22 protein-coding genes are annotated in these 25,408 nt (G+C 70.2%); 11 read left to right on the top strand and 11 right to left on the bottom strand.

Translation table 11 applies throughout. From position 1 onward, the window contains the following. Positions 1-125 precede the first annotated feature (125 nt). The 4 genes from BTH_RS08380 to BTH_RS08360 form a co-directional block, all read right to left on the bottom strand. Positions 126-1,826, bottom strand: coding sequence for a cytochrome-c peroxidase (locus BTH_RS08380; protein ID WP_373365269.1), 1,701 nt, complete (start codon positions 1,824-1,826; stop codon positions 126-128). Next, the gene (locus tag BTH_RS08375; protein WP_009897572.1) at positions 1,783-3,450 is read right to left on the bottom strand and encodes a phospholipase C; all 1,668 of its coding nucleotides are present in this window, start codon (positions 3,448-3,450) and stop codon (positions 1,783-1,785) included. The genes BTH_RS08380 and BTH_RS08375 overlap by 44 nt, the downstream gene beginning before the upstream one ends. A gap of 481 nt (positions 3,451-3,931) precedes the next feature. Beyond that, positions 3,932-4,912 carry an alpha/beta hydrolase gene (locus tag BTH_RS08365; protein WP_009897570.1) on the bottom strand — a complete coding sequence of 327 codons (981 nt, stop codon included), beginning with the start codon at positions 4,910-4,912 and terminating at the stop codon, positions 3,932-3,934. 475 nt (positions 4,913-5,387) lie between these two features. After that, entirely contained in the window at positions 5,388-6,032 is a 645-nt protein-coding gene (locus tag BTH_RS08360; RefSeq protein ID WP_009897569.1) for a LuxR C-terminal-related transcriptional regulator, read from the bottom strand. A gap of 829 nt (positions 6,033-6,861) precedes the next feature. On the opposite strand from BTH_RS08360, the gene BTH_RS08355 reads away from it, so the two are divergent. Next, positions 6,862-7,083 carry a hypothetical protein gene (locus BTH_RS08355; protein ID WP_009897567.1) on the top strand — a complete coding sequence of 74 codons (222 nt, stop codon included), beginning with the start codon at positions 6,862-6,864 and terminating at the stop codon, positions 7,081-7,083. Positions 7,084-7,089: 6 nt separating this feature from the next. Here the strand turns inward: BTH_RS08355 and BTH_RS08350 are convergent, their stop codons facing one another. Next, complete coding sequence (locus tag BTH_RS08350; protein WP_009897566.1) at positions 7,090-8,049, bottom strand: LysR substrate-binding domain-containing protein; 960 nt, start codon at positions 8,047-8,049, stop codon at positions 7,090-7,092. A gap of 108 nt (positions 8,050-8,157) precedes the next feature. Between BTH_RS08350 and BTH_RS08345 the strand changes: the two genes are divergently transcribed. From BTH_RS08345 to BTH_RS08305, 10 genes are all read left to right on the top strand, one after another. After that, positions 8,158-9,909, top strand: coding sequence for an IlvD/Edd family dehydratase (locus BTH_RS08345; protein ID WP_009897564.1), 1,752 nt, complete (start codon positions 8,158-8,160; stop codon positions 9,907-9,909). A gap of 14 nt (positions 9,910-9,923) precedes the next feature. Next, complete coding sequence (locus BTH_RS08340; RefSeq protein ID WP_009897562.1) at positions 9,924-11,534, top strand: aldehyde dehydrogenase (NADP(+)); 1,611 nt, start codon at positions 9,924-9,926, stop codon at positions 11,532-11,534. After that, entirely contained in the window at positions 11,521-11,682 is a 162-nt protein-coding gene (locus BTH_RS34370; protein WP_009897560.1) for a hypothetical protein, read from the top strand. The genes BTH_RS08340 and BTH_RS34370 overlap by 14 nt, the downstream gene beginning before the upstream one ends. 28 nt (positions 11,683-11,710) lie before the next feature. Continuing rightward, entirely contained in the window at positions 11,711-12,640 is a 930-nt protein-coding gene (locus tag BTH_RS08335) for a dihydrodipicolinate synthase family protein (protein ID WP_009897558.1), read from the top strand. A 33-nt stretch (positions 12,641-12,673) separates the two neighbouring features. Next, entirely contained in the window at positions 12,674-13,603 is a 930-nt protein-coding gene (locus BTH_RS08330) for a Gfo/Idh/MocA family protein (RefSeq protein WP_009897556.1), read from the top strand. 263 nt (positions 13,604-13,866) lie between these two features. Next, positions 13,867-14,871, top strand: a complete 1,005-nt coding sequence (locus BTH_RS08325; RefSeq protein ID WP_009897555.1) for an arabinose ABC transporter substrate-binding protein — start codon at positions 13,867-13,869, stop codon at positions 14,869-14,871. Between the two features lie 22 nt (positions 14,872-14,893). Continuing rightward, a complete protein-coding gene (araG, locus tag BTH_RS08320; RefSeq protein WP_009897554.1) occupies positions 14,894-16,471 on the top strand; it encodes an L-arabinose ABC transporter ATP-binding protein AraG in 1,578 nt (525 codons plus the stop codon). A gap of 35 nt (positions 16,472-16,506) precedes the next feature. Continuing rightward, the gene (gene araH, locus BTH_RS08315; RefSeq protein WP_009897553.1) at positions 16,507-17,526 is read left to right on the top strand and encodes an L-arabinose ABC transporter permease AraH; all 1,020 of its coding nucleotides are present in this window, start codon (positions 16,507-16,509) and stop codon (positions 17,524-17,526) included. Between the two features lie 169 nt (positions 17,527-17,695). Then, on the top strand, positions 17,696-18,628 hold the full coding sequence (locus tag BTH_RS08310) for an SMP-30/gluconolactonase/LRE family protein (protein WP_009897551.1): 933 nt from the start codon (positions 17,696-17,698) through the stop codon (positions 18,626-18,628). 364 nt (positions 18,629-18,992) lie between these two features. Next, entirely contained in the window at positions 18,993-19,409 is a 417-nt protein-coding gene (locus tag BTH_RS08305; RefSeq protein ID WP_009897550.1) for a cupin domain-containing protein, read from the top strand. Positions 19,410-19,473: 64 nt separating this feature from the next. On the opposite strand, the gene BTH_RS08300 is transcribed toward BTH_RS08305, so the two are convergent. From BTH_RS08300 to BTH_RS08275, 6 genes are all read right to left on the bottom strand, one after another. Further along, positions 19,474-19,908 (bottom strand): DUF1801 domain-containing protein, encoded by a 435-nt coding sequence (locus tag BTH_RS08300; protein ID WP_009897546.1) that lies wholly within the window; start codon positions 19,906-19,908, stop codon positions 19,474-19,476. A gap of 356 nt (positions 19,909-20,264) precedes the next feature. Further along, positions 20,265-20,696, bottom strand: coding sequence for a c-type cytochrome (locus BTH_RS08295; RefSeq protein WP_038707740.1), 432 nt, complete (start codon positions 20,694-20,696; stop codon positions 20,265-20,267). Between the two features lie 17 nt (positions 20,697-20,713). Then, a complete protein-coding gene (locus BTH_RS08290; RefSeq protein ID WP_041223544.1) occupies positions 20,714-21,955 on the bottom strand; it encodes a molybdopterin-dependent oxidoreductase in 1,242 nt (413 codons plus the stop codon). Then, positions 21,952-24,237 carry a heavy metal translocating P-type ATPase gene (locus BTH_RS08285; RefSeq protein WP_009897543.1) on the bottom strand — a complete coding sequence of 762 codons (2,286 nt, stop codon included), beginning with the start codon at positions 24,235-24,237 and terminating at the stop codon, positions 21,952-21,954. The genes BTH_RS08290 and BTH_RS08285 overlap by 4 nt, the downstream gene beginning before the upstream one ends. Next, positions 24,234-24,803, bottom strand: a complete 570-nt coding sequence (locus tag BTH_RS08280) for a c-type cytochrome (protein WP_009897538.1) — start codon at positions 24,801-24,803, stop codon at positions 24,234-24,236. Before BTH_RS08280 ends, BTH_RS08285 begins: the two co-directional genes overlap by 4 nt. After that, entirely contained in the window at positions 24,800-25,378 is a 579-nt protein-coding gene (locus tag BTH_RS08275; RefSeq protein WP_009897536.1) for a cbb3-type cytochrome c oxidase subunit II, read from the bottom strand. Before BTH_RS08275 ends, BTH_RS08280 begins: the two co-directional genes overlap by 4 nt. Positions 25,379-25,408: the final 30 nt, after the last annotated feature.

The raw sequence follows: 25,408 nt of genomic DNA, 5'->3' as shown, positions 1-25,408 counted from the left end.
GCGGCGGGCGTGCAGGCGCGCGAGCGCCGCGCGTTCGCGGCGGCCGGTCGGGGCCGGGAGTGCCGGCGGGGAGGGCATCCGAGATTCTTCGTCCGCGATCACGCCCGCCGCGCATCGCGCGACGCTCAGCGCTTCTCGTCGGTCAGCGTGTTCAGGAACGCGACGATGTCGCGCATGTCCTGCGCGGTCATCGCCGGCGCGTCGCCCGGCTTGCGGTCGAACGGCGCGTCGGCGACGTCGACGTTCGCGCGATACGCGCTCGGGATGTCGTCGTACTGCCGCACCCGGCCGCTCGCGTCGCGCGGGTAGATCTTGCCCGGATCGACGCTGCGCAGGTTGTAGAACGCGAGCACCTGATCGAGCGAGTGATAGACGCCGTTGTGGAAGAACACGTGACGCGTCGCGACGTTGCGCAGCGACGGCGTCGCGAACATCCCGCAGTATTGCGTCTGCGTTTTCAGGTCGTCGCGCAACGGCCCGCAAATGCCGAGATCGTGGAACGCCGGATTGCGGTTCTGCGCGAGCGCGCGGTTGCGGGGCACGCCGAGCGCTTCGTACTGGAAATCGGTGAACATCGGCGGCAGGCCGTCCGGGCTCGGCTTCGACAGATGGCAGCCCGCGCAATTCGCCTTCGCCGGATCGTTGAAGAGCCGCATGCCGCGCAGCTCGGCCCGCGTGAGCCGCGCGTCGCCTTCGAGCCAGCGGTCGTACTTGCTCGAATACGGATGGAACGACGGGTCCTCGACCTGGTAGCGCGCGATCGCGAACATCGCTTCGGACACCGCAAGACGCGCGTCGTCGAAGATGCGCGGGCCGAACAACTGCCGGAACTGCGGCGCGTACCGCGCGTTCTCGAGCTTGCGCGCGACGTCGGCCGTGCTCGCGTTCGCCATCTCGACCGGATTCATCAGCGGGCCGAACGCCTGCTGCTGCAGCGTGTCCGCGCGGCCGTCCCAGAACATTCCGCCTTGCGGCACGAGCTGCGGTGCGGCGGCCGCGCCGGCGGTCTTCCGCGCGCGCACGACGCCCGCGGCCGACGCCGCCTGCTGCGCGACGCTCGCCGCATCGTCGTTCTCCGACGAGTCGGGGCCGATGCTGAAGTTCGGCTGGCGGTACAGATACATCAGCGACGGCGGCGGCCGGTAGCCGGGCCGCGTCAGCGCGGCACCGCCCAACTGCACGTCGAGATCGTTCGGCGGGCCGTATGCCCGGTCGGGGCTGTGGCACGACGCGCATGACTGTCGGCCCGACGCGGACAGCGACGGATCGAAGAACAGCGCCCGGCCGAGCTGCGCGACCGCGCTCAACGGCTCGGCGGCCGGGCGGCGCAGCGCGACCGGATGCGGATTCGCGCCCGTCAGATCCTCGACGATCGCGCCGAGCGCATTCGGCGCGTGCTCGGGAAACGCGAGCGCGAATGCGGCGAAGCCGAGCGCGCCGAATGCGGCGGTCTTCAGCACGTGGCGCGCCGCGCGCGCGCGGCGGCGGGGCGAATGAGGCGAATCAGGGGGCGCGGCGGGAGGCGCCGTCGACGCGGATGCGTCGACTCGGGCCGAGCGGGGAGGCCGGACGGAATCGTCGGATCGTGAGGGCGGTGCGGATTGCGCGGCAAGCGGTTCGGCCATGCTGGAGCGTTCGGTCGTGATCGTGCAAAAGAAAAATCCGGCGCGCGCCGCGCCGGAGCGACGGCCGGCGTGGTGCACGCCGGCCGGATGCGCATCGCGTGTCGCGCGGCGGCGCCGCGCGACGCGTGTGCGTGACGCGGCCGTCGGATCTAGGACGTCAGATCGAGGGCGCCGTCGCGAGCTTCGTGCCGAGCGCCGGATCGAGATACAGCGGCGCCTTGTTCACCGTGCCCGAGAAGTCGAACAGATCGCGCATGTCGCCCGCGGTCGCATCGAACGAGCCGCCGCCGATCCGCTGGCCGCCGAGCCAGTTGTCCTCGATGAAGCGCACGACCGACGCCTGGTCGATCAGCGTGTGGCTCACGTAGTTCTGCTTCGCCCACGGCGACACGACGACGAACGGAATCCGCGTGCCCGGGCCGCAGCGGCCGTTGACGGGCGCGCCGCCGACGCCGGTCGTCGCCGTGCCGGAGCCGCACACGCCGTTGCCGTTCAGTTGATCGACCGCATCGAACGACGCGCGCGTCGGCGCGGTGTAGGCGTGGTCGTACCAGCCGTCCGAGTCGTCATACGTGATGATCACCGCGGTGTTCGCCCAGTCGGGCTGCTGCTGCAGGAAGTTGACGACCTTCGTCACGAACTGCTGCTCGTCGAGCGGGTCCGAGTAGCCGGCGTGCGCGTCCTGCGCGGCGGGCGCCTTCAGGAAGCTGACCGACGGGAAGTTGCCCGCCTTCACGGCCGCGAAGAAATCGTCCGAGTCGTACTGGTGGTTCGCGGGCTCGGGGGTCTTGCCGTCCGTCTCGACGCTCGAGCCGATCGCCGCGATCGAGCTCGGGCGCGTGTGCTGCGGGTTCGCCGTCGACGCGTAGTACTGGAACCAGTTGTGGTGCGGGATGTAGTCGGACGTCGCCGCGTTCACCGCGGTCGCGATCGTGCTGCGCTTGCAGCCCGTCGTGCCGTTCGCGTTCGTCGTCTGCAGGTTGAAGCCACCCATGAAGCCGCCCCACGTGACGTTGCGCGCGTTCAGCAGATCGCCGATGTTCTTGCCCGACATCATCGCCTGGTCGGTCGTGCTCGAGCACACGTCGTAGCCGGGGTCGACGTCGTTGATCATCGTGAGGCCGCCCTGGCCGTCGTTGATGTAGTACGACGTCTTCGCGAGCGTCGACACGGCCTTCGACGTCTTCACGATCTGCATCCCGTCGGTCTGGCCGGCGATCACGTTGAGCGCGCCCGGCGTCGACGGGCCGTAGGTGGACGTATACGCGTTGTCGCTCATCGCGAAGCGCTGCGCGTAGTTCCACAGCGCGGTCACCGTGTTGCCGTCGAAGTAGCCCATCACCTGGCCCGTCGTGCCGAATGCGCCGGCGCCGCCGCTCGATCCGTTGCCCGTGTATTTCGGGAAGAGGTCCGCGAGGCCGTTGTCGTACGCCTGCTCTTCGGCGGTGTACGCGTGGTTCTGGTCGGCCGTCGCGGCCTGCGTGCGGTCGAGGCGGAACGGATTGGTCGCGCCCGTGCCGTTCGCCGGATTCGTCGCGTTCGGGTTCGTGGTGAGCAGCAGGCCCGACAGGCCGTTGACCGAGGGCGTACCCGATGCGGCGCTGAACGCCGGCTCGCCCGGCGGGTTCGTCGCGTTCGGATAGGTGCCGAAGTAGTGGTCGAACGACACGTTCTCGCCGTAGATCACGACGAGGTGCTTGATCGGCGTCGCGGTCTGCAACGCGTTTTGTGACGTGACGGGCGTGTTGCTGTCGGTGCCGCCGCATGCATAGAGGGCGATGGCCGATCCGGCGCACGCGGTGGCGATCAAGGCTCGACGAAACATCAGACAGGACTCCAATGAAAGATCGCTCGATTGACGGCGATCCGCGAGGGATCGCGCGCCGGGAGCCGGCCGCACGGCAAGAGCGGGCGTCGGGGACGCGCCGTGCGCCGGAAACGAAACGGCAGCATTGGACCAGTTCGGTATGAAGTTATGGAGGCGCTGCGCCTTCGGCGGGGTTACAGGCAGGTATCGTCGACTTTACGGGCGGAAAGGCGATCGTAGGGCGCGCGTCGCGCGCCCGGCCGGCGGTGACGCGAAAGACGCGTTGCGTCCGGCCGTTTCGCGTGGTGTTGCGTCGCGACGCGCGCGGCGGGCGGCGATGTGGATGCGCGATGCGCGATGCGCGATGCGCGATGCGCGATGCGCGATGCGCGATGCGCGATGCGCGATGCGCGATGCGCGATGCGCGATGCGCGATGCGCGGCGTTCGACACGGCGCGAGGCCTCGCGTTCGATGAGCGTTCGCCGCTCGCCGCTCGCGTCACGGCAGCAGCCGGTTCAGCCGCGCCCACTGCTCGAAAAGCGCGGGCCACGCGCGCACGGCGCTGCCGGGCTTGCCCATGCCCCAGCCGTGGCCGCCCGCCTGGAACGCGTGCAGCTCGACGCTCACCTGCGCCGCGCGCAGCGCGCTCGCCATCAGCAGACTGTTGTCGATCGGCGCGATCGGATCGTCGAACGCGTGCGCGAGAAACGTCGGCGGCGTGCGCGCGCTCACGTGCAGGTTTGCCGACAGCGCTTCGCTGTCCGCCTGCGCCGGATGCGCGCCCACGACATGCAGCCGCGTGTGCGTGCGATCGAACGGCGGCATCAGCGTGAGCACCGGATAGAGCAGCGCGGCGAGATCGGGGCGCGCGGATTCGCGATCGGCATCGTCGACGCTCGCGTAGCGCCGCGCGTCGGGCTCGACGGCCGTCATCCCGGCGAGATGTCCGCCCGCGGAAAAGCCGACGATCGCGATCCGGGCGGGATCGATGCCGTCGCGCTTCGCGCGCGCGCGGATCACGCGCATCGCGCGCTGGCCGTCCTGCAGCGGCGCGAGCCGCGACCAGCCTTGCTCGGGCAGCCGGTACACGAGCTCGAACGCGGTCACGCCGAGCGACTTCAGCCAGGCGCACATCGGCGAGCTCTCGTTGCCGAGCTCGACGTGTTCATAGCCGCCGCCCGCGATCACGAGCGCCGCGCCGCCGTTGCCAAGCGCGGGCCGGTAGACGTTGAGCCGCGGCCGCGCGACGCGCGACACGCTGCTGTGCTTGCCGGCTCGCTCGCCGTCGCCCGCGCCCGTCGCGATCGGATCGGGCGCGGGGCCTGGCCACAGCGGAATCGTTGCATCGGGAACGGCGTGCGGCGCGTCGTCCGGCTGCGGCATGCCGCGCGCGGAGGACTGAGCATGCGCGGCCGGCGTGATCGTGTCGAGCGCGCCGGCGAGCGCGGCGCCGAGCAGATTGCGTCGGGTGAAGTCCATGTCGAAGGCTCCGGATCGGAATCGGAAGGCGGTGCCGCTCGCGCGGCGTCGGCATCGCGGGGCAACACGCGTGCGCGCCCGCCGGGCGCCGTCGCGCTCGCCGAGCGCGCAGCCGACGTCGAAGGTGCGCCGCCCGGCCCGGCGTCGCGCCCGCTCCGCGCGCCTGGCGGCGAGCGTGCGGGGTTGCCGATGTCGGGGCGCGGATCGTCATCGGCGAGGAGGCGGGCCGCTCGCGGCGATCCCGCTGCATCACCGGTCTGCGCGGTCGTCGGGATAACGGGATTTCGCGACGGCTCGCGTGCGCCGGAATGCCGGGCGCGAGCGCGCCATGTTACCGGATACGCGGTGCGGCATGATGCGGCGCCCCTTCGCCGCCGGCCGGCGAATCGATAAACCGGCGAATCGATAAACCGGCAAATCGGCGCGACGCAACCGAAGCCGAGACGCGCGGCGCCGATTTCCGGCGCCGCGCCGATCACAGCGGATCGCCGATCCGATGCGCGACCGCGTACCGCACGAGCGCCGTTTCGTTCGGCAATTCCAGCTTGTCGAGCACGTGCGCCTTGTAGATCCGGACGGTCTTCGCGCTGATCCCGAGCGCTTGCGCGATTTCGGCGGGCGTGTCGCCCGCCGCGAGATGACGGAACACCTCGAATTCGCGTTTCGACAGCCGCTCGTGCGGCGGCGCGTCCGCGTCCGACGGCGAATGCAGGTTTTCCGCGAGCTGTTCGGCCACATGCATGCTGACGTACACGCCGCCCGCCGCGATCTTGCGCAGCGCGGCGATCAGTTCATCGCAGCCGCTTTGCTTCGTCAGGTATCCGGACGCGCCGGCCTGGAACGCCGCGGCCGCGTGCCGCTGGCTCGCGCGCGCGGCCATCACGAGGATGCGTGTCGACGGTGCCGTTCCGCGGATGCGATGGATCAGCTCCGCGCACTCGCGGCCGAGCGTGGTTTGATCGATGAGCGCGATCTCGGCGCGGCCATGCTTGACGAGCTCGAACGCGGCGGCGGCGTCGCCCGCCTCGCCGTCGATTTCGAACTCGCCGGATTTCTCGAGTATGTGTCGCAAGCCGTCACGCAGCACCGCGTGACGGTCCACCATCAACAGCCTGATCATCGGCGATGCCTCGTAGCGCTTACCTGCTTATGGCCATCGCGTACCGGAGCGCGGCGGGCGCGCCGCGTCGCGGCGGCGCGCGAACGCATGCGGCGGCCCGGCCGAACTCCGGACGCTCGTTCCCCGGACCGTTGCGCCGCGCCGGGCTGCGATCGGGTTTTCCCGAGTCCGGCACGCGCGTTGCGACAGGTCGCCACGGCTTGAAAAGCGTCGAGGCCGCGGCTTCTTGCGAGCTGCGCGGCGCCGGCGGTGTTCGGCGGATGCGGCGCTGACGCATCCGCGCGGGTTGTCGTTCACATCGTCGGTTTCGTCGTCCGCCGAGCAGCGGACGTGCGGCGCTCGAGCCGAGCGTCACGTTTCAATCTTATGCTGCGATGCTTACGTGATCCTGATAGTTGCGCACGCAATCGTATTGGTGAAAGCGCGCATGACGTTGCGCGGCGCAGCCCGGCGAATCATTCATACCGTAGGCGGCATGCGTGCCGCACGAGGCGAAACCGTGCCGATCGGTCCGCATGGCGGGCGGCCGATGCCGGCCGGCGGCCCGACACGGCGAAAACGCTTTGCGCGGCGCGTGCGCCGCGCAAACGGGGGCGCGACCGGCGAATCGCCGCGCGGCGCCGGCGAAAAGCGGCGATGGAATCCGCAGTGGAATCGGCAAATTCCTACAGGGCCGCGGATTGCGGCCATGCGCTTATCTCGTAATTGCCGATTTTCTTTCGCGATCCTGGCCTGCACAGTGCGAGGGCGCGCCGTTTCGAACACGAACCAAGCGCGAGCGACGCGGCCGGCGCAGGCTCGCGGGGCGCTCGGTGACGGAGACACGACCATGCTCACGCCGCATGAACTCTCGACGTTGTTGTGCATCGCTCGTTCGCCTGACGATGTCGACATCGCCGATCCGGAATTCGTTTCGCTCGTCGAGATGGGGCTCGCGACGGCGATGGCCGGCGGGCGGCCGATCGTCCCCGGCGCGCTCCTGACGCCGCGCGGCCGCGAGTTGTTCGAGCGGATCGCGTGCGCGAGGGCGGCCGCGGTGCAGCGAATCTGAGCGCAGCTATTGGGCCGTCCCGTAGATCTCCCGCGCGGCATCGCGAATCGCTTCGATCGTCACGCTTGCCGCGGGCGCATGCACCTTGTCCGTGCGCGTGATGATCCCGAAATCGTCCATCCGGCAATCCATCTCGAGCGGCAGCATCGCGACGATGCCGTGCGTCGCGTAGTAGCGCGCGACGTCCTCGGCGAGCACCGCGACCATGTCGCTGCGCTCGAGCACGCGCGTGACGAACAGCAGCGCGGCGGTCTCGACGACGTTCGCGGGCGGCGTGAGGCTCGCGCGCTGGAACATCAGCTCGAAGCGATGGCGCAGCACGCTGCCCGCGGGCGGCACGACCCACGCGGCGCGCTGCACGTCGGCCAGCGCGAGCGGCGCGCGCTCGAGGAGCGGATGCCCGGCCCGCACGACGGCCGCCACCGGCTCGCCCGTGAGCGGCTCGTAGCGCAGTCGCAGCTTGTCGTGCTCGGCCGACAGCCGGCCCACGACGACGTCGAGCTTGTCCTGCGCGAGGCGTTCGAGCAGCACGTTGCTCGTGTCGATCTCGACCGAGATCCGCACGTTCGCGTGCGTCGCCTTCACCGCCGCGACGGCGGGCGGCAGCAGCCGCAGGCCAGGCGACGTGATCGCGCCGATCGCGACTTGCCCGAGGCGCCCGGCCTTCAGCGCGGCCAGCTCGTCCTGCGCCTGATCGAGGCTGCCGAGCGCCGCGCGCGCGTGGCGGATGAGGGCGTCGCCATACAGCGTCGGGCGCATGCCGCGCGGCATCCGCTCGAACAGCATCGCGCCGATCGTGTCCTCCAGCTCGCGCAGCAGCTTCGATGCGGCGGGCTGCGTCATGTTCAGCGCGGCCGCCGCGCGATGGATGTTGCCCTCGTCGGCGAGCGCGACGATCAGCAGCAATTGCCGCGTCTTCAGGCGGCTTCGGATCGTCCGAGGATGCGTATCGCGTGTTGTCGGCATTTTTATATCAATATTCAAAAAGATATCTGAAAGCACCAAAACATCATTGGTAGGTTATCAAAATTCTCCCTAGACTGGGCCGCATATTCCGCCACACAGGACGCGACGATGTCGGCATCGAAACCCAAGCTGCGCTCGGCCCAATGGTTCGGCACCCATGACAAGAACGGCTTCATGTACCGGAGCTGGATGAAGAATCAGGGCATTCCCGATCACGAATTCGACGGCCGGCCGATCGTCGGCATCTGCAACACCTGGTCGGAGCTCACGCCGTGCAACGCGCACTTTCGCAAGCTCGCCGAGCACGTGAAGCGCGGCGTCTACGAGGCGGGCGGCTTTCCGGTCGAGTTCCCGGTGTTCTCGAACGGCGAATCGAACCTGCGGCCGTCCGCGATGCTCACGCGCAATCTCGCGTCGATGGACGTCGAGGAGGCGATTCGCGGCAACCCGATCGACGCGGTCGTGCTGCTCGCCGGCTGCGACAAGACGACCCCCGCGCTGCTGATGGGCGCGGCGAGCTGCGACGTGCCGGCGATCGTCGTGTCCGGCGGCCCGATGTTGAACGGCAAGCTCGACGGCAAGAACATCGGCTCCGGCACCGCCGTCTGGCAACTGCACGAAGCGCTGAAGGCGGGCGAGATCGACCTGCACCGCTTCCTGTCGGCGGAGGCCGGCATGTCGCGCTCGGCGGGCACCTGCAACACGATGGGCACGGCGTCGACGATGGCGTGCCTGGCCGAAGCGCTCGGCGTCGCGCTGCCGCACAACGCGGCGATTCCGGCCGTCGACGCGCGCCGCTACGTGCTCGCGCACATGTCGGGCATGCGCATCGTCGGGATGGCGCACGAAGGGCTCGTGCTGTCGAAGATCCTCACGCGCGCGGCGTTCGAGAACGCGATCCGCGTGAACGCGGCGATCGGCGGCTCGACGAACGCGGTGATCCATCTGAAGGCGATCGCCGGGCGGCTCGGCGTGCCGCTCGAGCTCGAGGACTGGCTGCGCCTCGGCCGCGGCACGCCGACGATCGTCGATCTGATGCCGTCCGGCCGGTTCCTGATGGAGGAGTTCTATTACGCGGGCGGGCTGCCCGCCGTGCTGCGCCGGCTCGGCGAGGCGAACCTGCTGCCGCATCCGGGCGCGCTGACCGTCAACGGCCAATCGCTGTGGGACAACGTGCGCGACGCGCCGAGCCACGACGACGAGGTGATCCGTCCGCTCGATCGGCCGCTGATCGCCGACGGCGGCATCCGGATCTTGCGCGGCAATCTCGCGCCGCGCGGCGCGGTGCTGAAACCGTCCGCGGCGAGCCCGGAATTGCTGAAGCACCGCGGCCGCGCGGTCGTGTTCGAGAACTTCGAGCACTACAAGGCGACGATCGACGACGAGGCGCTCGACGTCGACGCGAACTCGGTGCTCGTGCTGAAGAACTGCGGCCCGCGCGGCTATCCGGGCATGGCCGAGGTCGGCAACATGGGGCTGCCGCCGAAACTGTTGCGGCAGGGCGTGAAGGACATGGTGCGGATCTCGGATGCGCGGATGAGCGGCACCGCGTACGGCACGGTCGTGCTGCACGTCGCGCCGGAAGCGGCGGCGGGCGGCCCGCTCGCGGCGGTGCGCAACGGCGACTGGATCGAGCTCGATGGCGAGGCGGGCACGCTCACGCTCGACGTGAGCGACGACGAGCTCGCGCGCCGGCTGTCGGATCACGATCCGGCGAGCGCGCCGGGCGTCGCCGAGCATGCGGCGGGCGGCGGCTACGCGCGTCTTTACGTCGACCACGTGCTGCAGGCGGACGAGGGCTGCGACCTCGACTTCCTGGTCGGCCGGCGCGGCGCCGCGGTGCCGCGGCATTCGCACTGACGGGAGGCGCGGCGATGAACGGGCCCACGGGCGAACTCCTGATCGACGGCGGCGCGCGGCGCGGCCGGGGCGCGGCGTTTCACGCGATCGACGCGGCGACGGGCGCCGCGATCGCAGAGCCGGTTTTTCATGGCGCGCTGCCGGCGGACGTCGAGGCGGCGTGCGCGCTCGCCGACGCGGCGTTCGATGCGTATCGCGCGCTCGCCGCCGCGCGCCGCGCGGATTTTCTCGACGACATCGCCGCACGGATCGAAGCGCTCGGCGATGCGCTGATCGTGCGCGCGATGGCCGAGACCGGCTTGCCGCGCGCGCGGCTCGAAGGCGAGCGCGCGCGCACCGCGAACCAGTTGCGGATGTTCGCGGCGCTCGTGCGCGGCGGCGACGCGCTCGACGTGCGCATCGAGCCCGCGCTGCCCGAGCGGCAGCCGCCGCGCAGCGATCTGCGTTTCCTGCGCATCGGCGTCGGGCCGGTCGCGGTGTTCGGCGCGAGCAATTTTCCGCTCGCGTTCTCGGTCGCGGGCGGCGATACGGCCGCGGCGCTCGCGGCCGGCTGCCCGGTCGTCGTGAAGGCGCATCCCGCGCATCCCGGCACGTCCGAGCTCGTCGGGCGCGCGGTGCAGGCGGCCGTGCGCGCGGCGTCGCTGCCGGCCGGCGTGTTCGCGCTCGTCGCCGACGCGGGGCACGAGGTCGGCCGTGCGCTCGTCGCGCATCCGGCGATCCGCGCGGTCGGCTTCACCGGCTCGCGCGCGGGCGGCCTCGCGCTCGCCGCGCTCGCGGCGGCGCGGCCCGTGCCGATCCCGGTGTACGCGGAGATGAGCAGCGTGAATCCGAACCTGATGCTGCCGGGCGCGCTCGCGGCGCGCGCGGAGCCGCTCGCGCGCGAGTTCGTCGCGTCGGTCACGCTTGGCTGCGGACAGTTCTGCACGAACCCGGGCCTCGCGCTCGGCATCGCGGGCGCGGGCTTCGACGCGTTCGCCGCCGCCGCCGCGCGCGCGCTGCGCGACGTGCCGGCGGGTGTGATGCTGAGCGCGGGCATCCTGCGCGCGTACGAGGCGGGCGTCGCGCGGCTCGCGGGCCATCCGGCCGTGGATGTCGTCGCGCGCGGCGCGGCGGGCGACGGGCGCGCGCAGGCGGCGCTGCTGCGCGTGAGCGCGCGCGCGCTGATGACCGACGCGACGCTCGCCGACGAAGTGTTCGGCCCGTCGAGCGTGCTCGTCGAGTGCGCGAGCGCCGACGAGATGCGCGAGGCGATGCGGCGGCTCGAAGGGCAGTTGACCGTGACGCTGCACCTGAGCGCCGACGATCACGACCTCGCGCGCACGCTGTTGCCGATCGTCGAGCGCCGCGCGGGACGCATTCTCGCGAACGGCTTTCCGACGGGCGTCGAAGTGTGCGACGCGATCGTCCACGGCGGGCCGTTTCCGGCGACGTCGGACGGCCGCGGCACGTCGGTCGGCACCGCCGCGATCGAGCGCTTCCAGCGGCCCGTCTGCTACCAGAACGTCGACGGCGCGCTGCTGCCCGACGCGCTGCGCGACGGCAATCCGCTCGGGGTGCCGCGCCGGGTCGGCGGCCGGCGGGAAGCCGCCGCGCCGCGCCAGGCGAGCGCGGGTGCGCGAACGTGACGAACGGCGCAATGAAGGGCGCAATAAACGGCGCAATGAAGGACGCACTGACGAGCGCGCCGACGAGCGCCGCATCGTGCGCCTGCTCGCACGCAAGCCGGAGCCGTTTCTCGCGCGGATCTGCGCGGTCGCGCGCGCCGACCGATGAACGCTTTCACTGACGCAGGAAACGAACGATGAATACGAGCCGTTCGCCGCGCTACCGCGGCGTCTTCCCCGTCGTGCCGACGACGTTTGCCGAGGCGGGCGAGCTGGATCTGCCGAGCCAGAAGCGCGCGGTCGACTTCATGATCGATGCGGGCTCGGAGGGCCTTTGCATCCTCGCGAATTTCTCGGAGCAGTTCGCGCTCGCCGACGACGAGCGCGACGTGCTCACGCGCACGATTCTCGAGCACGTCGCGGGCCGCGTGCCGGTGATCGTGACGACGACGCACTACAGCACGCAGGTCTGCGCGGCGCGCAGCCGCCGCGCACAGGAACTGGGCGCGGCGATGGTGATGGCGATGCCGCCGTATCACGGCGCGACGTTTCGCGTGCCCGACACGCAGATCCACGCGTTCTACGCGCGCCTGTCGGACGCGCTCGACATCCCGATCATGATCCAGGACGCGCCCGCGAGCGGCACCGTGCTGTCCGCGCCGTTTCTCGCGCGAATGGCGCGCGAGATCGAGCAGGTGTCGTACTTCAAGATCGAGACGCCGGGTGCGGCGAACAAGCTGCGCGAGCTGATCCGGCTCGGCGGCGACGCGATCGAGGGGCCGTGGGACGGCGAGGAGGCGATCACGCTGCTCGCGGACCTGAATGCGGGCGCGACGGGCGCGATGACGGGCGGCGCGTATCCGGACGGCATCCGGCCGATCGTCGAAGCGCACCGCGAAGGGCGCGCCGACGACGCGTTCGCGCTGTATCAGCGCTGGCTGCCGCTCATCAATCACGAAAACCGGCAGACCGGGTTGCTCGCCGCGAAGGCGCTGATGCGCGAGGGCGGCGTGATCGCGTGCGAGCGGCCGCGGCATCCGCTGCCGCCGATCCATCCGGACTCGCGCGCCGAGCTGATCGCGATCGCGCGCCGGCTCGATCCGCTCGTGCTGCGCTGGGCGCGCTGACGAACGGCGAACACGGCAAGGAGGAACTACGCGATGAATTCCGTCTACACGCTCGGCCTGGTTGGCATCGGCAAGATCGCGCGCGATCAGCACCTGCCCGCGATCGCGGCCGAGCCGGGCTTCGACCTGCTCGCGTGCGCGAGCCGCCACGCGCAAGTGCGCGGCGTGCGCAACTATCCGGACATCGACGCGCTGCTCGCCGCCGAGCCCGCGCTCGACGCGGTGTCGCTCGCCGCGCCGCCGCAGGTGCGCTACGCGCAGGCGCGCGCCGCGCTCGGCGCCGGCAAGCACGTGATGCTCGAAAAGCCGCCGGGCGCGACGGCCGGCGAAATCGCGGCGCTGCGCGCGCTCGCGCGCGAGCGCGGCCGCACGCTGTTCGCCGCCTGGCATTCGCGGCACGCGAGCGCGGTCGAGCCCGCGCGCGCATGGCTCGCGACGCGCACGATCCGCGCGGTGCAGGCGCGCTGGAAGGAGGACGTGCGGCGCTGGCATCCGGGGCAGCAGTGGATCTGGGAGCCAGGCGGGCTCGGCGTGTTCGATCCGGGCATCAACGCGCTGTCGATCGTCACGCGGATCTTGCCGCGCGAACTCGTGCTACGCGCGGCGACGCTCGTCGTGCCCGCCAACGCGCATACGCCGATCGCGGCCGAGCTCGACTGCGTCGACACGGCGGGCGTGCCGGTGCGCGCGGAGTTCGACTGGCGGCACGGCCCGGTCGAGCAATGGGACATCGCGGTCGACACCGACGGCGGCGTGCTCTCGATCGGCGCGGGCGGCGCGCGGCTGTCGATCGCGGGCGAGCCCGTCGCGCTGCCGCCCGAGCGCGAATATCCGTCGCTGTACGCGCGCTTTCGTGCGCTGATCGGCGAGGGCGCGAGCGACGTCGACGATCGGCCGCTGCGACTCGTCGCCGATGCGTTCATGATCGGCCGGCGCATCGCGGCCGACCCGTTTCAGCGCTGAGGCGCCGCCGGGCGCGGGCGGCCGGCGGGCGCGCGGCGCATGCGCCGGATTCGCGCACGCGATGGATGGCGGCACGCGGCAAGCACGAGAGCACGCGGCGACGCAACAACGTAACAACACGGCAACACGGCAACACGGCAACACGGCAACGAGCCGCGACAAGCCGGGATGAATCGGCAGCAAGCCGGCACGCGCCCGGCAACGAGCACGACGGTCGGAGACGACCCATATCAAGGAGACGCAACATGACAAGGAGACGCACCATGACCCGCACGATTCGCCGACTGACCCTGCGCGCCGCGTTCGCGGCGCTCGTGATCGCGCCGCTCGCGATGCCCGCCGCGACCCGCGCGGACACGCCGCTGAAGATCGGTTTCCTCGTGAAGATGCCCGAGCAGGCGTGGTTCATCAACGAGCAGAAGGCCGCGACGGCGCTCGGCCAGAAGGAAGGCTTCTCGGTCGTCAACATCGGCACGCCGGACGGCGAGAAGGTGCTCGCGGCGATCGACAACCTCGGCTCGCAGGGCGCGCAGGGCTTCGTGATCTGCGCGCCGGACGTGCGTCTCGGGCCGGCGATCGCCGCGCGCGCGAAACGCTACGACATGAAGTTCGTGACCGTCGACGACCAGCTCGTCGATTCGTCGGGCAAGCCGCTCGCGAACGTGCCGCACCTCGGCATGTCGGCGACGAAGATCGGCAACCAGGTTGGCCAGGCGATCGCCGACGAGATGAAAAAGCGCGGCTGGAAGCCGGAGGAGGTCGGCGCGCTGCGCGTGACGAACTACGAGCTGCCGACCGCGAAGCTGCGCACCGACGGCGCGACGCAGGCGCTGCTCGCGAGCGGCTTCAAGAAGGAGAACATCTTCGACGCGCCGCAGAAGACGACCGACGACGAAGGCGGCTTCAGCGCGGCGGCGCCCGTGCTCGCGCGGCATCCGAACGTGAAGAAGTGGGTGATCTTCGCGCTGAACGAGGAAACGGTGCTGGGCGCGGTGCGCGCGACCGAGCAGTTGCACATTCCGGCGGCGGACGTGATCGGCGTGGGCATCAACGGCGCGGGCGAGGCGTTCGCCGAATTCCAGAAGAAGGAGCCGACGGGCTTCTTCGGCACGATCGCGGTCAGCTCGACGAACCACGGCAAGCAGAGCGCGCAGAACCTCGTCGACTGGATTCGCAGCGGCAAGGCGCCGCCCGCCGATACGCAGACGAGCGGCAAGCTGATGACGCGCGAGAACTGGCAGGCGGTGCGCGCCGAGCTGGGCATCTGAGCGGCACGTCGACGAGGAACCGATGACTGATACGACGATACGCGCGCGCGGCGCGCAGGCCGCCGGCTCGCCGGCGGGCGCGGGGCCCCTCGACGCGCCGGACGGCGCGCCGCGCGCCGCGTGCCTCGAGCTCGACGGCATCACCGTGACGTTTCCCGGCGTGCGCGCGCTCGACGCGGTGTCGCTGTCGGTGCGCGCGGGCGAGGTGCACGGGCTGATGGGCGAGAACGGCGCGGGCAAGTCGACGCTCCTGAAGGTGCTCTCGGGCGTGAACCAGCCGCAGGCGGGCACGCTGCGGCTGAACGGGCTCGCGCAGCGCTTCGGCTCGACGCGCGCGGCGCTCGAGGCGGGCATCGCGATCATCTATCAGGAACTGCATCTCGTGCCCGAGCTGACGGTCGCCGAGAACCTGATGCTCGGGCAACTGCCGAACCGCGCCGGCGTGCTCGACGAGCGCGCGCTCGTCGCGCGCGCGACGGCCGAGCTCGAGCGGCTCGGCGAGCGGATCGATCCGAACACGCCGGTGAAGCTGCTGTCGATCGGGCAGCGGCAGATGATCGAGATCGGCAAGGCGCTGATGCGCGACGCGCGCGTGATCGCGTTCGACGAGCCGACGAGCTCGCTGTCCGCGCGCGAGACCGAGCGCCTGTTCCGGATCATTCACGCGCTGCGCGCGGACGGCCGCGCGATCATCTACGTCACGCACCGGATGGAGGAAGTCGACGCGCTCTGCGACCGCGTGACGGTGTTTCGCGACGGCCGCCGCATCGAGACGTTCGAATCGGTCGCCGATCTCGATCGCGACCGGCTGATCGGCTGCATGGTCGGCCGCCCGATCGCCGACGTGTACGGCTATCGGCCGCGCGAGCCGGGCGACGTGGCGATCGAGGCGAAGGGTCTGCGCGGGCCGGGGCTCGCCGAGCCGGTGTCGTTCAGCGCGCGGCGCGGCGAGATCGTCGGCTTCTTCGGGCTCGTCGGCGCCGGGCGCTCGGAGCTGATGAAGCTGCTGTACGGCGCCGCGCGCCCGAGCGCGGGCCACGTCGAGCTGAACGGCCGGCGCGTGTCGTTCGCGAGCCCGCGAGACGCGGTGCGCGCCGGCATCGCGCTGTGCCCGGAGGACCGCAAGCAGGAGGGGATCGTCGCGATCGCGTCGGTGGCGGACAACCTGAACCTGAGCGCGCGGCGCCACTTCAGCCCCGCGCGCTTGCTGCTCGACGCGCGGCGCGAGCGCGAGCTCGCCGCGCGCTACATCGCGCGGCTCGCGATCAAGACGCGCGACGCCGATACGCCGATCGGCGCGCTGTCGGGCGGCAACCAGCAGAAGGTGATCCTCGCGCGCTGGCTCGCCGAGCGCATCGACGTGTTCCTGATGGATGAGCCCACGCGCGGCATCGACGTCGGCGCGCGCGCGGAAATCTACAACCTGTTCTACGAGCTCGCCGACGCGGGCCGCACGGTGCTCATCGTGTCGAGCGATCTGGCCGAGGTGATCGGCGTGTCGGACCGCATCGTCGTGATGAAGCAAGGGCGGATCGCCGGCTGCGTGGCGAAGGCGCAGGCGAGCCCCGACGCATTGATCAAGCTCGCGCTGCCTCGCTAACGGCGCGGCAGCGCACACCGGAAAACGCGAACGACATGAGTCAAGCCATGCAACCCCAAGGCACTTCTTCTTCTCCCGATACCCGGGCTAGCGTCGCGCCGCCGCGCGCGGCCGCGCGGGATCTCCTCAACCGCTCCGGCATCGTCGTCGCGTTCGTCGTGCTGTTCGCGGCGCTCGCGATCGCCGTGCCGGACTTCCTGACGGCCCGCAACATCCAGGGCCTGTTGCTGTCGGTCACGCTGATCGGCTCGATCGCGGTGACGATGATGTTCGTGCTCGCGCTGGGCGAGGTCGACCTGTCGGTCGCGTCGATCGTCGCGTTCTCGGGCGTCGTCGCATCGACGCTCATCACGGCGACGCACAGCATCGCGCTCGGCGTCGCGGCGGGCGTGCTCGCGGGCGGCGCGGTCGGCCTCGTCAACGGCGTGCTGATCGCGCGCTGGCGGATCAACTCGCTGATCGTCACGCTCGCGATGATGGAGGTCGTGCGCGGGCTCGCGTTCATCACGTCGAACGGCGACGCGGTGATGATCTCCGAGGAGCGCTTCTTCGCGCTCGGCTCGGGATCGTTCCTCGGCATCTCGTATCCGATCTGGAGCAACATCGTCGGCTTCGTCGCGTTCGGCTTCCTGCTGCGCAAGACGGTGTTCGGCAAGAACGTGCTCGCCGTCGGCGGCAACGGCGAGGCGGCGCTGCTCGCCGGCCTGCCCGTCACGCGGATCAAGATCACCGTGTTCGTGCTGCAGGGGCTCGTGACGGGCTTCGCCGGCGTGATGCTCGCGTCGCGGATGAGCCTCGGCGACCCGAAGACGTCGGTCGGCCTCGAGCTCGGCGTGATTTCCGCGTGCGTGCTGGGCGGCGTGTCGCTCACGGGCGGCGTCGCGACGATTTCGGGCGTGCTCGTCGGCGTGCTGATCATGGGCTCGGTGCAGGACGCGATGAGCCTTCTCAACGTGCCGACGTTTTACCAATATCTGATACGCGGCGGCATTCTGTTGCTCGCGGTGCTGTTCGACCAGTATCGTCGCAATCGGCGGCGCGCGATGCGGGGCTGACGGCGGGCGGCCCCGCATCGCGCTCGCGGGGCCGGATGGCCGCGCGAGCGGCCGGGCAAGGCCGCCGAACCAGCAGCCGCGCGAGCGGGCGCGACGGCCGGCGCTTCGCGCGTGCGCGACGCCCGCGGCCCTCCGGCCGCGCGGCATCCACGCGAAATCGGGAGACAGCATGGAATCATCGAATCGGCCGGCGCGAACCGGTGCGGCATCCGCCGCGACGCTGCGGGTCGACTGCCGCAACGCGCTGGGCGAGGGCGCGACGTGGTGCGACGCGACGCGCGCGCTGTATTGGGTCGACATCGAAGGCGCGCGCCTGTGGCGATGGCGCGCGGCCGGCGCGCAAGGCGGCGCGGCGACGGACAGTTGGGAGATGCCCGAGCGCATCGGATGCTTCGCGCTCACCGACGATCCGGACGTGCTGCTCGTCGGCCTCGCGTCGCGCCTTGCGTTCTTCGACGCGCGCCGGCGCGCGTTCACGCCGATCGTCGACGTCGAGCCCGATCTGCCGACACGGCTGAACGACGGCCGCTGCGACCGCGCGGGCGCGTTCGTGTTCGGGATGAAGGACGAGGGCGGCGGCTCGCCGCGCGCGGTGGGCGGCTATTACCGGCTGAACCCGGATTTGAGCCTGCAGCGGCTTGCGCTGCCGCTCGCGGCGATCGCGAACGGCATCACGTTTTCTCCGGACGGCTCGGCGATGTACTTCTGCGATTCGCCGACGCGGGAAATCCAGGTGTGCGACTACCGGCCGGGCGGCGACGTCGATCGCATCCGGTCGTTCGTGCGGCTCGCCGACGATTGCGGCGAGCCCGACGGCTCGGCCGTCGATGCCGACGGCGGCGTGTGGAACGCGCAGTGGGGCGGTGCGCGGATCGTGCGCTATGACGCGCAAGGCGTCGAGACCGAGCGCATCGCGGTGCCGACGCCGCAGCCGAGCTGCGTGGCGCTCGACGACGGCGGGCGGCTGTATGTGACGAGCGCGCGCGTCGGTCTAGACGACGGCGCGCTCGCGCGCAGTCCGGGCGCGGGCGGCGTGTTCGTCGCCGATACGCGCCATGCGGGGCTCGCGACATCGCGGTTCGCGCTCGCGCGCAACGCGTGAAGCGGGCTGCGCGAACGCCGGCGTGAAGCGCGGGCCGGACGGCGGCGCGGTGTTCGTCCCTCCGGCGCGGCAGGCATGCGCGGCACGGCCGAGGGGCGTGCGCGGGCGGCCCGCCGCAACGGCCGCCGCCGCAGCCGCAGCAGCCGCAGCAGCCACGGCGATTCGATCATGGGCGCGCGGCTTGCGCGAAAGTGCGATTTATTACAAATCGCCGATGGCATGCTTGTGTCGTCCGACGCAAATCTTACAAAATGATTGCTCTGGCTCGTTCGGGACGCTCGCCGGCTCCGGCGGAGGTTCCGTCGTTTCCGATGGCCGTGTTTTCCCCGTCATTTCCGGATTGAACCGCAGCAGAGGCTGATCCATGTCGCGTTCCGTTTTCGAGGCCGTACGGCTGGACGACGTCGTATTGCAACCTTCCCCGATCGATCCGGAATGGATCATCGAGGGAGCGCCCGTCGCGCGCAGCGGCCAGTGGTCGTGCAGCCCCGATTCGACGACGTCCATGTGGGTGTGGGATTGCACCGCGGGGCGCTTCAACTGGCACTTCGACTGCGACGAAACCATCCACGTGATCGAGGGCGAAGTGATCGTCTCGTCGGACGGCGACGCGCCGCGCACGCTGCGCGCGGGCGACGCCGCGCTGTTCTACGCCGGCAGCCGCGCCGAGTGGCACGTGCCGAAGTACGTGCGCAAGCACGCGATCCTGCGGCCGCACATCGCCGGGCCGGCGCTTTTCGTCCACAAGGTGTTCCGCAAGCTGGCGGGCGCGTTGCGGTGAGATCGCGGGCGCGCGAAGCGGGGCACGCGCGCGGGTGCGTTTGCCGCGCGTGTCGCGCGTTGCGTCATGGCGCGTCCGGCTTCGCGCGCTTCGCCCTTGTCTTGGCCTTGCCGCTCGACTGATTGACCGCGATCGCGGCGCGCACGAGCGCCTTGAACGCGCCGGCGTCGAGCGTTTCGCCTTCGCGGATGTCGATCGCGCGCCTGACGTTGCCGTCGAGGCTCGAATTGAAGAGACCGGCCGGATCGTCGACCGATGCGCCCTTCGCAAAAGTCAGCTTGACGACCGACTTGTACGACTCGCCGGTGCAGACGATGCCGTCGCGCGACCAGACGGGCGTGCCTCTCCACTTCCATTCCTCGACGACATCCGGGGCCGCTTCGTGGATCAGCCGGCGCATCCGGCTCAGCGTGTCGCCGCGCCAATCGCCGAGTTCGGCGATCCGCTGGTCGATCAACTCGGAGGCCGCCTGGTTTTCGGGCGAATCGGTGTTTTTCATCGGGGCCTCCGGAGGCGTTCGAATGGCTTTCGGATGTCGGCGCGGCTGTCCTGCCGGAACTGCTCGCCGGGGCCGCGTGCCGGCTTTTCGCGCGGCCGGCGGCATGGCGGCGGCCCGCGCGGGCCTGGCGCATTCGCGGCGACGGCTCGGCGGCGGCGCGTTCGTCACGATACCCGATCTCGCGCGTCTCCGCGCGACGGTCGCCCGGCGGCGCGCGCCGGCAAACACATGCGGCGCGATCGACGGCAAGGCACGCGGAAGCGACGGCCGTCGCGAGGGCGAGCAGGGCGATACGCGGGATCGATTCACGGATCGCATCCCGCCTTGCGAACGAGCCATCGCCGGACGACGGCGCCTCAACTGCCCTGCATGTCGACGACCGAAGGGGCAGCCGCGGCCCGGTCGCTCTTTTTCCCGTTGATGCTGTACAAGTACCTGGCGAGCGCGTCGACATCCTTCTCGGGCAACGGCGCGCCGTAGGCCACGCGCATCTTGTTGCTGATGGTCGCCCATTCTTGCTCGGTCAACGGCGGCTGGCGCGTCACCATGCCGGTCGAATGGCAGATCAGGCATTGCGCATTGGCGATGTCCGATCCGGGGCCGGGAGGAAACCGCTCGGCACTGACCGGAAGCTTCGCATCGACGACGGGGAGCTTGACTGGGCGGCCAACGCTGGCATTGCGGTGCGAGTCGAGGCCGTCGGACGGCATCATGGCCGCCACCGCCGCGACGCCCAAGACGACCGGAATACCCCACATCAGAAAGAGACGGAGCGCTTGACGATTCATGCTGGTCTTCCTCCCTGTCAAACGACCCGCAGTGTGACGGATTCGACGCCGTTACGCATGAAACCCGATCCGTTCCAGTTGGATTGCATCGGCTGGGCGAGCCCGGACGTATTGACCGCCCGAACCATCAAGACGAGCGGCCCCGCGTTCGTCGGCGTGAAGCGAAGCGCCCAGCGCCGAAAGCTGTATCGGCCGTAATCCTTGTCGAGCTGCGCATCGAGCCACGTGCGGCCGCTGTCCCCCGACAGTTGCACGCGCGCAAGACCGCAATCCCCCCCGAACGCGAAACCGCGTATCTCCGTTTGCACGTTGCGCTTCAAGATGCCGCCGTCACGCACGCTCGTGATGAACGAGCGCGGCACCATCTTGTTGATCGGCACCATTTTCATGCCGGTCTGCCCCGGCTTGACGTTCGCGCCGGGCGTGTCGGGAATGAGGTAGGCGTTCTTGGTCCAGTAGTTGTCGTCCGGACGATCAAGCACTTCGAGGTCGCATAGCATTTTGACCCAATAGGTGGCGTACCAGCCCGGCACGATCATCCGAATCGGGAAGCCGTTCAGGAGCGGCAAGGGCTCGCCGTTCATCAGGTACGCAATGACCACTTCGCCGTCGAGCGCATGGTCGATCTCGAGAGACTTCTTGAAATCGGGCGTCTGTGGCGCCGCGGGCGTTTCCAGGCCATTCATCCGCACCTGCACCGCACCGGCCCGGACACCGACGCGCTCGAGCACGTCCTTGAGCCGGACGCCGGTCCAGCGCGCATTGCCCATCGCGCCGTGGCCCCATTGCGCGCCGGGCACGCGCGGCGTGTAGAAGCCGCGCGAGTTGCCCGAGCACTGGTTGACTGCGGCGATTTCAACGGGCGCGAAGTCGTTCACGAGATCGTCGAGCGTCAGCGAGACCGGCCGGCAAACGTGCCCGCGCACTGCCAGTCGAAACGTTGCCGGATCGACGTGCGACGGGATGTTTGCCAGATGCCAGCGCACGTAGAACTGGTCATTCGGCGTGAAGACATGCCGGTCGAACACGTCGAACGGCGTTTCCAGCAGCGGAGGGCGCGTGCGCTGCAGAATCAGCGGGCCCTTTTGCGGAAAATGGTCGGCGAGCGGGCGGCGCCCGTTGCCGAACGGCAGCGCGATCGTACGTTCAACGGCGCCCCACGCGTTGGCGCCCGCGAGACCGGCAAGTCCCAGCCCGAACGTCCGCTCGAGAAACTCGCGGCGACGGCTCAACGATACATTCGATAAAACCTTGCTCATTTTTTGGAATCCAGAATGGAGAATGATGCCGATGCGGCCAGTGCCGCGCTCGATGCGCGGCTGCGGCTGCCGGGCGACGGCAGCAATGAGAGGCGGCAAGCATTGAGCGTGACCGAGATCGAACTGCAGACCATCGCCGCTGCGGCAAGCGCGGGCGACGCCAGGCCGCCAATCGCCACCGGCAGGGCGATGAGGTTGTAGGCTGCCGCCCAGCCGAGGTTCTGCCGCATCACGCGCGAGATGCGCGCGCCAAACGCGATCGCATCGGCGACCTGCCGGATGTCGCCGCGCGTCAGCACGACCGCGGAGGCCGCCGCGGAAGACGCACACGCGCTCTGCACAGCGATTCCGTAATCCGCCGCGGCCAGTGCCGGGCCGTCGTTCAAGCCATCCCCGACGAATGCGACGACGCGATGCCGATGCCGCGCATCGAGCACAATCGCCGCTTTCTCCTCGGGGCCCACACCCGCCGTCACGTGCTCGCGTGGGATGCCGACCGCCTCGGCGACCGAGTAGGCGGGCTCGGGACGATCACCCGTCAACATCCACACCTCGATGCCGCGCGCCTGCAACTCCGCCACCGCCGCCTCGGACTCCGGACGCACCGCATCCGCCACGCGCACGTGGCCGAGCAGGCGCCCGTTCCGCGCGACGTAGGCCGTCGTCTCGTCGCAGTGCGCGGATTCGTCGAGGACGATGCCCTCGCGTCCGAGCAGCGCCGCCGAGCCGACCACGATCCGCGCGCCGTCTTCGCCGCGCCAGACGACGCCCATTCCCGGCACGGCCTCGCACTCGCCGGGCTCGTTCGAGATCGGACAGGCCTGCCCACAGGCACGAATGGCGCGCGCCAACGGGTGCTCGCTGCCCCGCTCGGCCATCACGGCAGCCGCGAGCAATTCCGCTTCGCCGACGCCGGGGGCGGGATGCACGCCGACGACGGTCGGCTCGCCGCGCGTGAGCGTGCCGGTCTTGTCGAAAAACACGATGCCGATGCCGGTGGCGCGTTCGATCGCCTCGACGTCCTGAAACAGAATGCCGGCGCGCGCCGCCCGGCCGGCGCCAGCCATCAGCGCGAGCGGCGTCGCGAGCCCGAGAGCGCAAGGGCAGGTGATGACAAGCACGGCGATCGCGTGTTCGAGCGCCGCGCTCCAGCCCGCGCCGGTCAGTACGCCGTAAGCGCCAGTCGCCGCGGCGATCAGAAAGATCGCCGGCACGAAGCGGCGCGTGAACCGTTCCGCCAGCGCATCCGCCGCCGTCTTTCTGGCGAGCATCCGGCGTAACGTGCGCGCGATCGCATCGGCTCGCCGCGCGCCCACTTCCGACGTCACGCGCACGACCAGGCTGCCCGTTCCGTTGAGCACGCCGGCTTCGACGGTATCTCCGCGACGTACGGCCACCGGCGTCGATTCCCCGGTCAGCAGCGCTCGATCGAGTGTCGAGATCCCGCTTTCGATCTCCCCGTCCAGGGCCGCCCGTTCACCGGGGCGAAGCCGGAAACGCTGTCCGGCAGTCACGCGCTTGGCCAGCACCTCGCGCTGGCCGCCGTGCGCCTCTTCGAGCAGAACGGACTGCGCGGGCAGCGCGAGCAACGCCTGCATCGCGTCCGCCGCACGGCCGCGCATCGTGTGCTCGATCAAGCGGCCGGCGAGCAGCAGGGTCACGATCATCGCCGTCGAATCGAAAAAGACCTCCGAATCGCCGTGCAGCAGCCGCCATACCGAGAGCACGAAGGCCACCGTCGCGCCGCACGCGACCAGCGCGTCCATCCCGGGCACGCCCGCGCGCGACGTGCGCCATGCGGCGCGAAGAAACGGCCATCCGCTGAACAGCAGGATCGGCAACGTCGTGACGCCCGCGAACCATGCGAGGCCGAGCCGGATGGAAGCGGGTATCGCGTCGTGCAGGTCCATGTACACCGTCCATTGCGCCGGCATCGCCCACATGCCGAACACCACGGCGACGATCAGCCGCATCCGGATGAGCGCGGCTTCGCGCGCCAGATGGGCGCGGCGATCACGTTGCGATCCCTCCAGCGTCGCCGTGTACCCAAGGCGTGCAACCGCTTCGAGCAAGGTCGGCAGCGTCGTCACGGCCGTATCCCACTGGACGTGCGCGGCCTCGGCCGCAAAGCTCACGCTTGCGTCGAGCACGCCCGCTTGCCTGGCGAGCACGCGCTCCACCGCGTTTGCGCAACTCGGGCACCACATCCCCCGCACGTCCACCACGGCGCTGCCGTCGCGCTCCGCTGCCGCGCTGTCCGTGCGCAGGTCGGCGGCATTCATTTGCTGCCCCGAAGCTCGGCGCCGCCGGCCCACGGCTGGGTCCGGCCATCCAGGCGTTGCCGCGCCTCCTTCAGTGTCCGCTCGTCTGCCGGCTTCGCCGCGGCATTGCCGAAGCTCGTGCGAATGTAATTCGCGACCGCCGCCAGTTCCGCATCGGACAGCGTGTTGCCGAACGCCGGCATCGTCCCGCTGTACGGAGCGCCTTTCACTTCGATCGGACCGTCGATGCCCAGCAGCAGGATGCGTGCGATCGTGTCCGGCTCACCCGTTACCCATTCCGAACCGGCAAGCGGCGGGAAGGCGCCTGCGACTCCGGTTCCGTCGGCCTGGTGACAAGCGGCACAATGCGCCGTATACAAAACGCCGCCGTCGATCACGACGGGACCCGTGCCGGCCTTCGTCGCCTGATCGGGCTCGACGCTCGCGCCGTGGAACAGCGTCACGCCGCCCCACACGGTCAGACAGGCGATCATCCCGACGAAGAGCCAGGGCAACGGCCGCATGTTTTCGGTCGGCTCGGCGTTTTCGCGCCGCGCGGCCTCGTTTTCGACATCGCGCGTGCTCATTTCGGTGCATTCTCCCGAGCCGGTTTCTCGACCGGATACGTGTGATTGAGTGCGATCAGATAGTCGACGAGGTCGAGCGCTTCCTGTGTCGCGATCACCGCGCCGCGCTTCGGCGCAAACGACGGCGGCAGTTTCACGACCTTGTCACCATCCGACGGCGCGTCTACAACCTTGAACAGATACGGAAAGGCCGGCATCACGCTCCCCGGCACGACGGCGCGCGGTTGATAGAGATGCGCGAGCTGCCAATCGGCGCTCGGCTGCCGCGCGCCGATATTGAACAGGTCCGGCCCCGTGCGCGACGTACCGAGCAAATGCGGGTAGTCGTACGCGTAATCGCTCGGCACGGAAGCGCGCCCCCACCCGCGGAGCGCGTCCGGCCCCACGGAAGCCGGGCGCGGCTGCTGCGAATGGCAGGCTGCGCAGCCCATCGACACGTAGGTCGCGCGCCCCCGCAGCTGCGCGAACGTGTAAGGGCTAAGCGCTTGCGGCGCCTTTTCGTTCTGGAGTTCCCGATAGGGCATCGCGATCAGCACGATCATCGAGATCGCGATCATGATCAGCGATCCGATCATTACCGTCGTGATTCGTTTCATGTGGTGTCC

The organism is Burkholderia thailandensis E264, assembly GCF_000012365.1.
Lineage (GTDB): Bacteria > Pseudomonadota > Gammaproteobacteria > Burkholderiales > Burkholderiaceae > Burkholderia > Burkholderia thailandensis.
The sequence above is the reverse complement of the archived record's forward strand: the minus strand, read 5'-3'. Positions and strand labels throughout refer to the sequence as shown.

Excerpts from the sequence above, each read along its gene's own strand:
- BTH_RS08280 (WP_009897538.1), bottom strand. The coding sequence starts at position 24,803 with ATGAGCACGCGCGATGTCGAAAACGAGGCCGCGCGGCGCGAAAACGCC.
- BTH_RS08305 (WP_009897550.1), top strand. The coding sequence starts at position 18,993 with ATGTCGCGTTCCGTTTTCGAGGCCGTACGGCTGGACGACGTCGTATTG.
- BTH_RS08290 (WP_041223544.1), bottom strand. The coding sequence starts at position 21,955 with ATGAGCAAGGTTTTATCGAATGTATCGTTGAGCCGTCGCCGCGAGTTT.
- BTH_RS08375 (WP_009897572.1), bottom strand. The coding sequence starts at position 3,450 with ATGTTTCGTCGAGCCTTGATCGCCACCGCGTGCGCCGGATCGGCCATC.
- BTH_RS08285 (WP_009897543.1), bottom strand. The coding sequence starts at position 24,237 with ATGAATGCCGCCGACCTGCGCACGGACAGCGCGGCAGCGGAGCGCGAC.
- BTH_RS08355 (WP_009897567.1), top strand. The coding sequence starts at position 6,862 with ATGCTCACGCCGCATGAACTCTCGACGTTGTTGTGCATCGCTCGTTCG.
- BTH_RS08340 (WP_009897562.1), top strand. The coding sequence starts at position 9,924 with ATGAACGGGCCCACGGGCGAACTCCTGATCGACGGCGGCGCGCGGCGC.
- BTH_RS08325 (WP_009897555.1), top strand. The coding sequence starts at position 13,867 with ATGACCCGCACGATTCGCCGACTGACCCTGCGCGCCGCGTTCGCGGCG.
- BTH_RS08295 (WP_038707740.1), bottom strand. The coding sequence starts at position 20,696 with ATGAATCGTCAAGCGCTCCGTCTCTTTCTGATGTGGGGTATTCCGGTC.
- araH (WP_009897553.1), top strand. The coding sequence starts at position 16,507 with ATGAGTCAAGCCATGCAACCCCAAGGCACTTCTTCTTCTCCCGATACC.
- BTH_RS08360 (WP_009897569.1), bottom strand. The coding sequence starts at position 6,032 with ATGATCAGGCTGTTGATGGTGGACCGTCACGCGGTGCTGCGTGACGGC.
- BTH_RS08310 (WP_009897551.1), top strand. The coding sequence starts at position 17,696 with ATGGAATCATCGAATCGGCCGGCGCGAACCGGTGCGGCATCCGCCGCG.
- araG (WP_009897554.1), top strand. The coding sequence starts at position 14,894 with ATGACTGATACGACGATACGCGCGCGCGGCGCGCAGGCCGCCGGCTCG.
- BTH_RS08330 (WP_009897556.1), top strand. The coding sequence starts at position 12,674 with ATGAATTCCGTCTACACGCTCGGCCTGGTTGGCATCGGCAAGATCGCG.
- BTH_RS08335 (WP_009897558.1), top strand. The coding sequence starts at position 11,711 with ATGAATACGAGCCGTTCGCCGCGCTACCGCGGCGTCTTCCCCGTCGTG.
- BTH_RS08345 (WP_009897564.1), top strand. The coding sequence starts at position 8,158 with ATGTCGGCATCGAAACCCAAGCTGCGCTCGGCCCAATGGTTCGGCACC.
- BTH_RS08300 (WP_009897546.1), bottom strand. The coding sequence starts at position 19,908 with ATGAAAAACACCGATTCGCCCGAAAACCAGGCGGCCTCCGAGTTGATC.
- BTH_RS08365 (WP_009897570.1), bottom strand. The coding sequence starts at position 4,912 with ATGGACTTCACCCGACGCAATCTGCTCGGCGCCGCGCTCGCCGGCGCG.
- BTH_RS08350 (WP_009897566.1), bottom strand. The coding sequence starts at position 8,049 with ATGCCGACAACACGCGATACGCATCCTCGGACGATCCGAAGCCGCCTG.
- BTH_RS08275 (WP_009897536.1), bottom strand. The coding sequence starts at position 25,378 with ATGATCGGATCGCTGATCATGATCGCGATCTCGATGATCGTGCTGATC.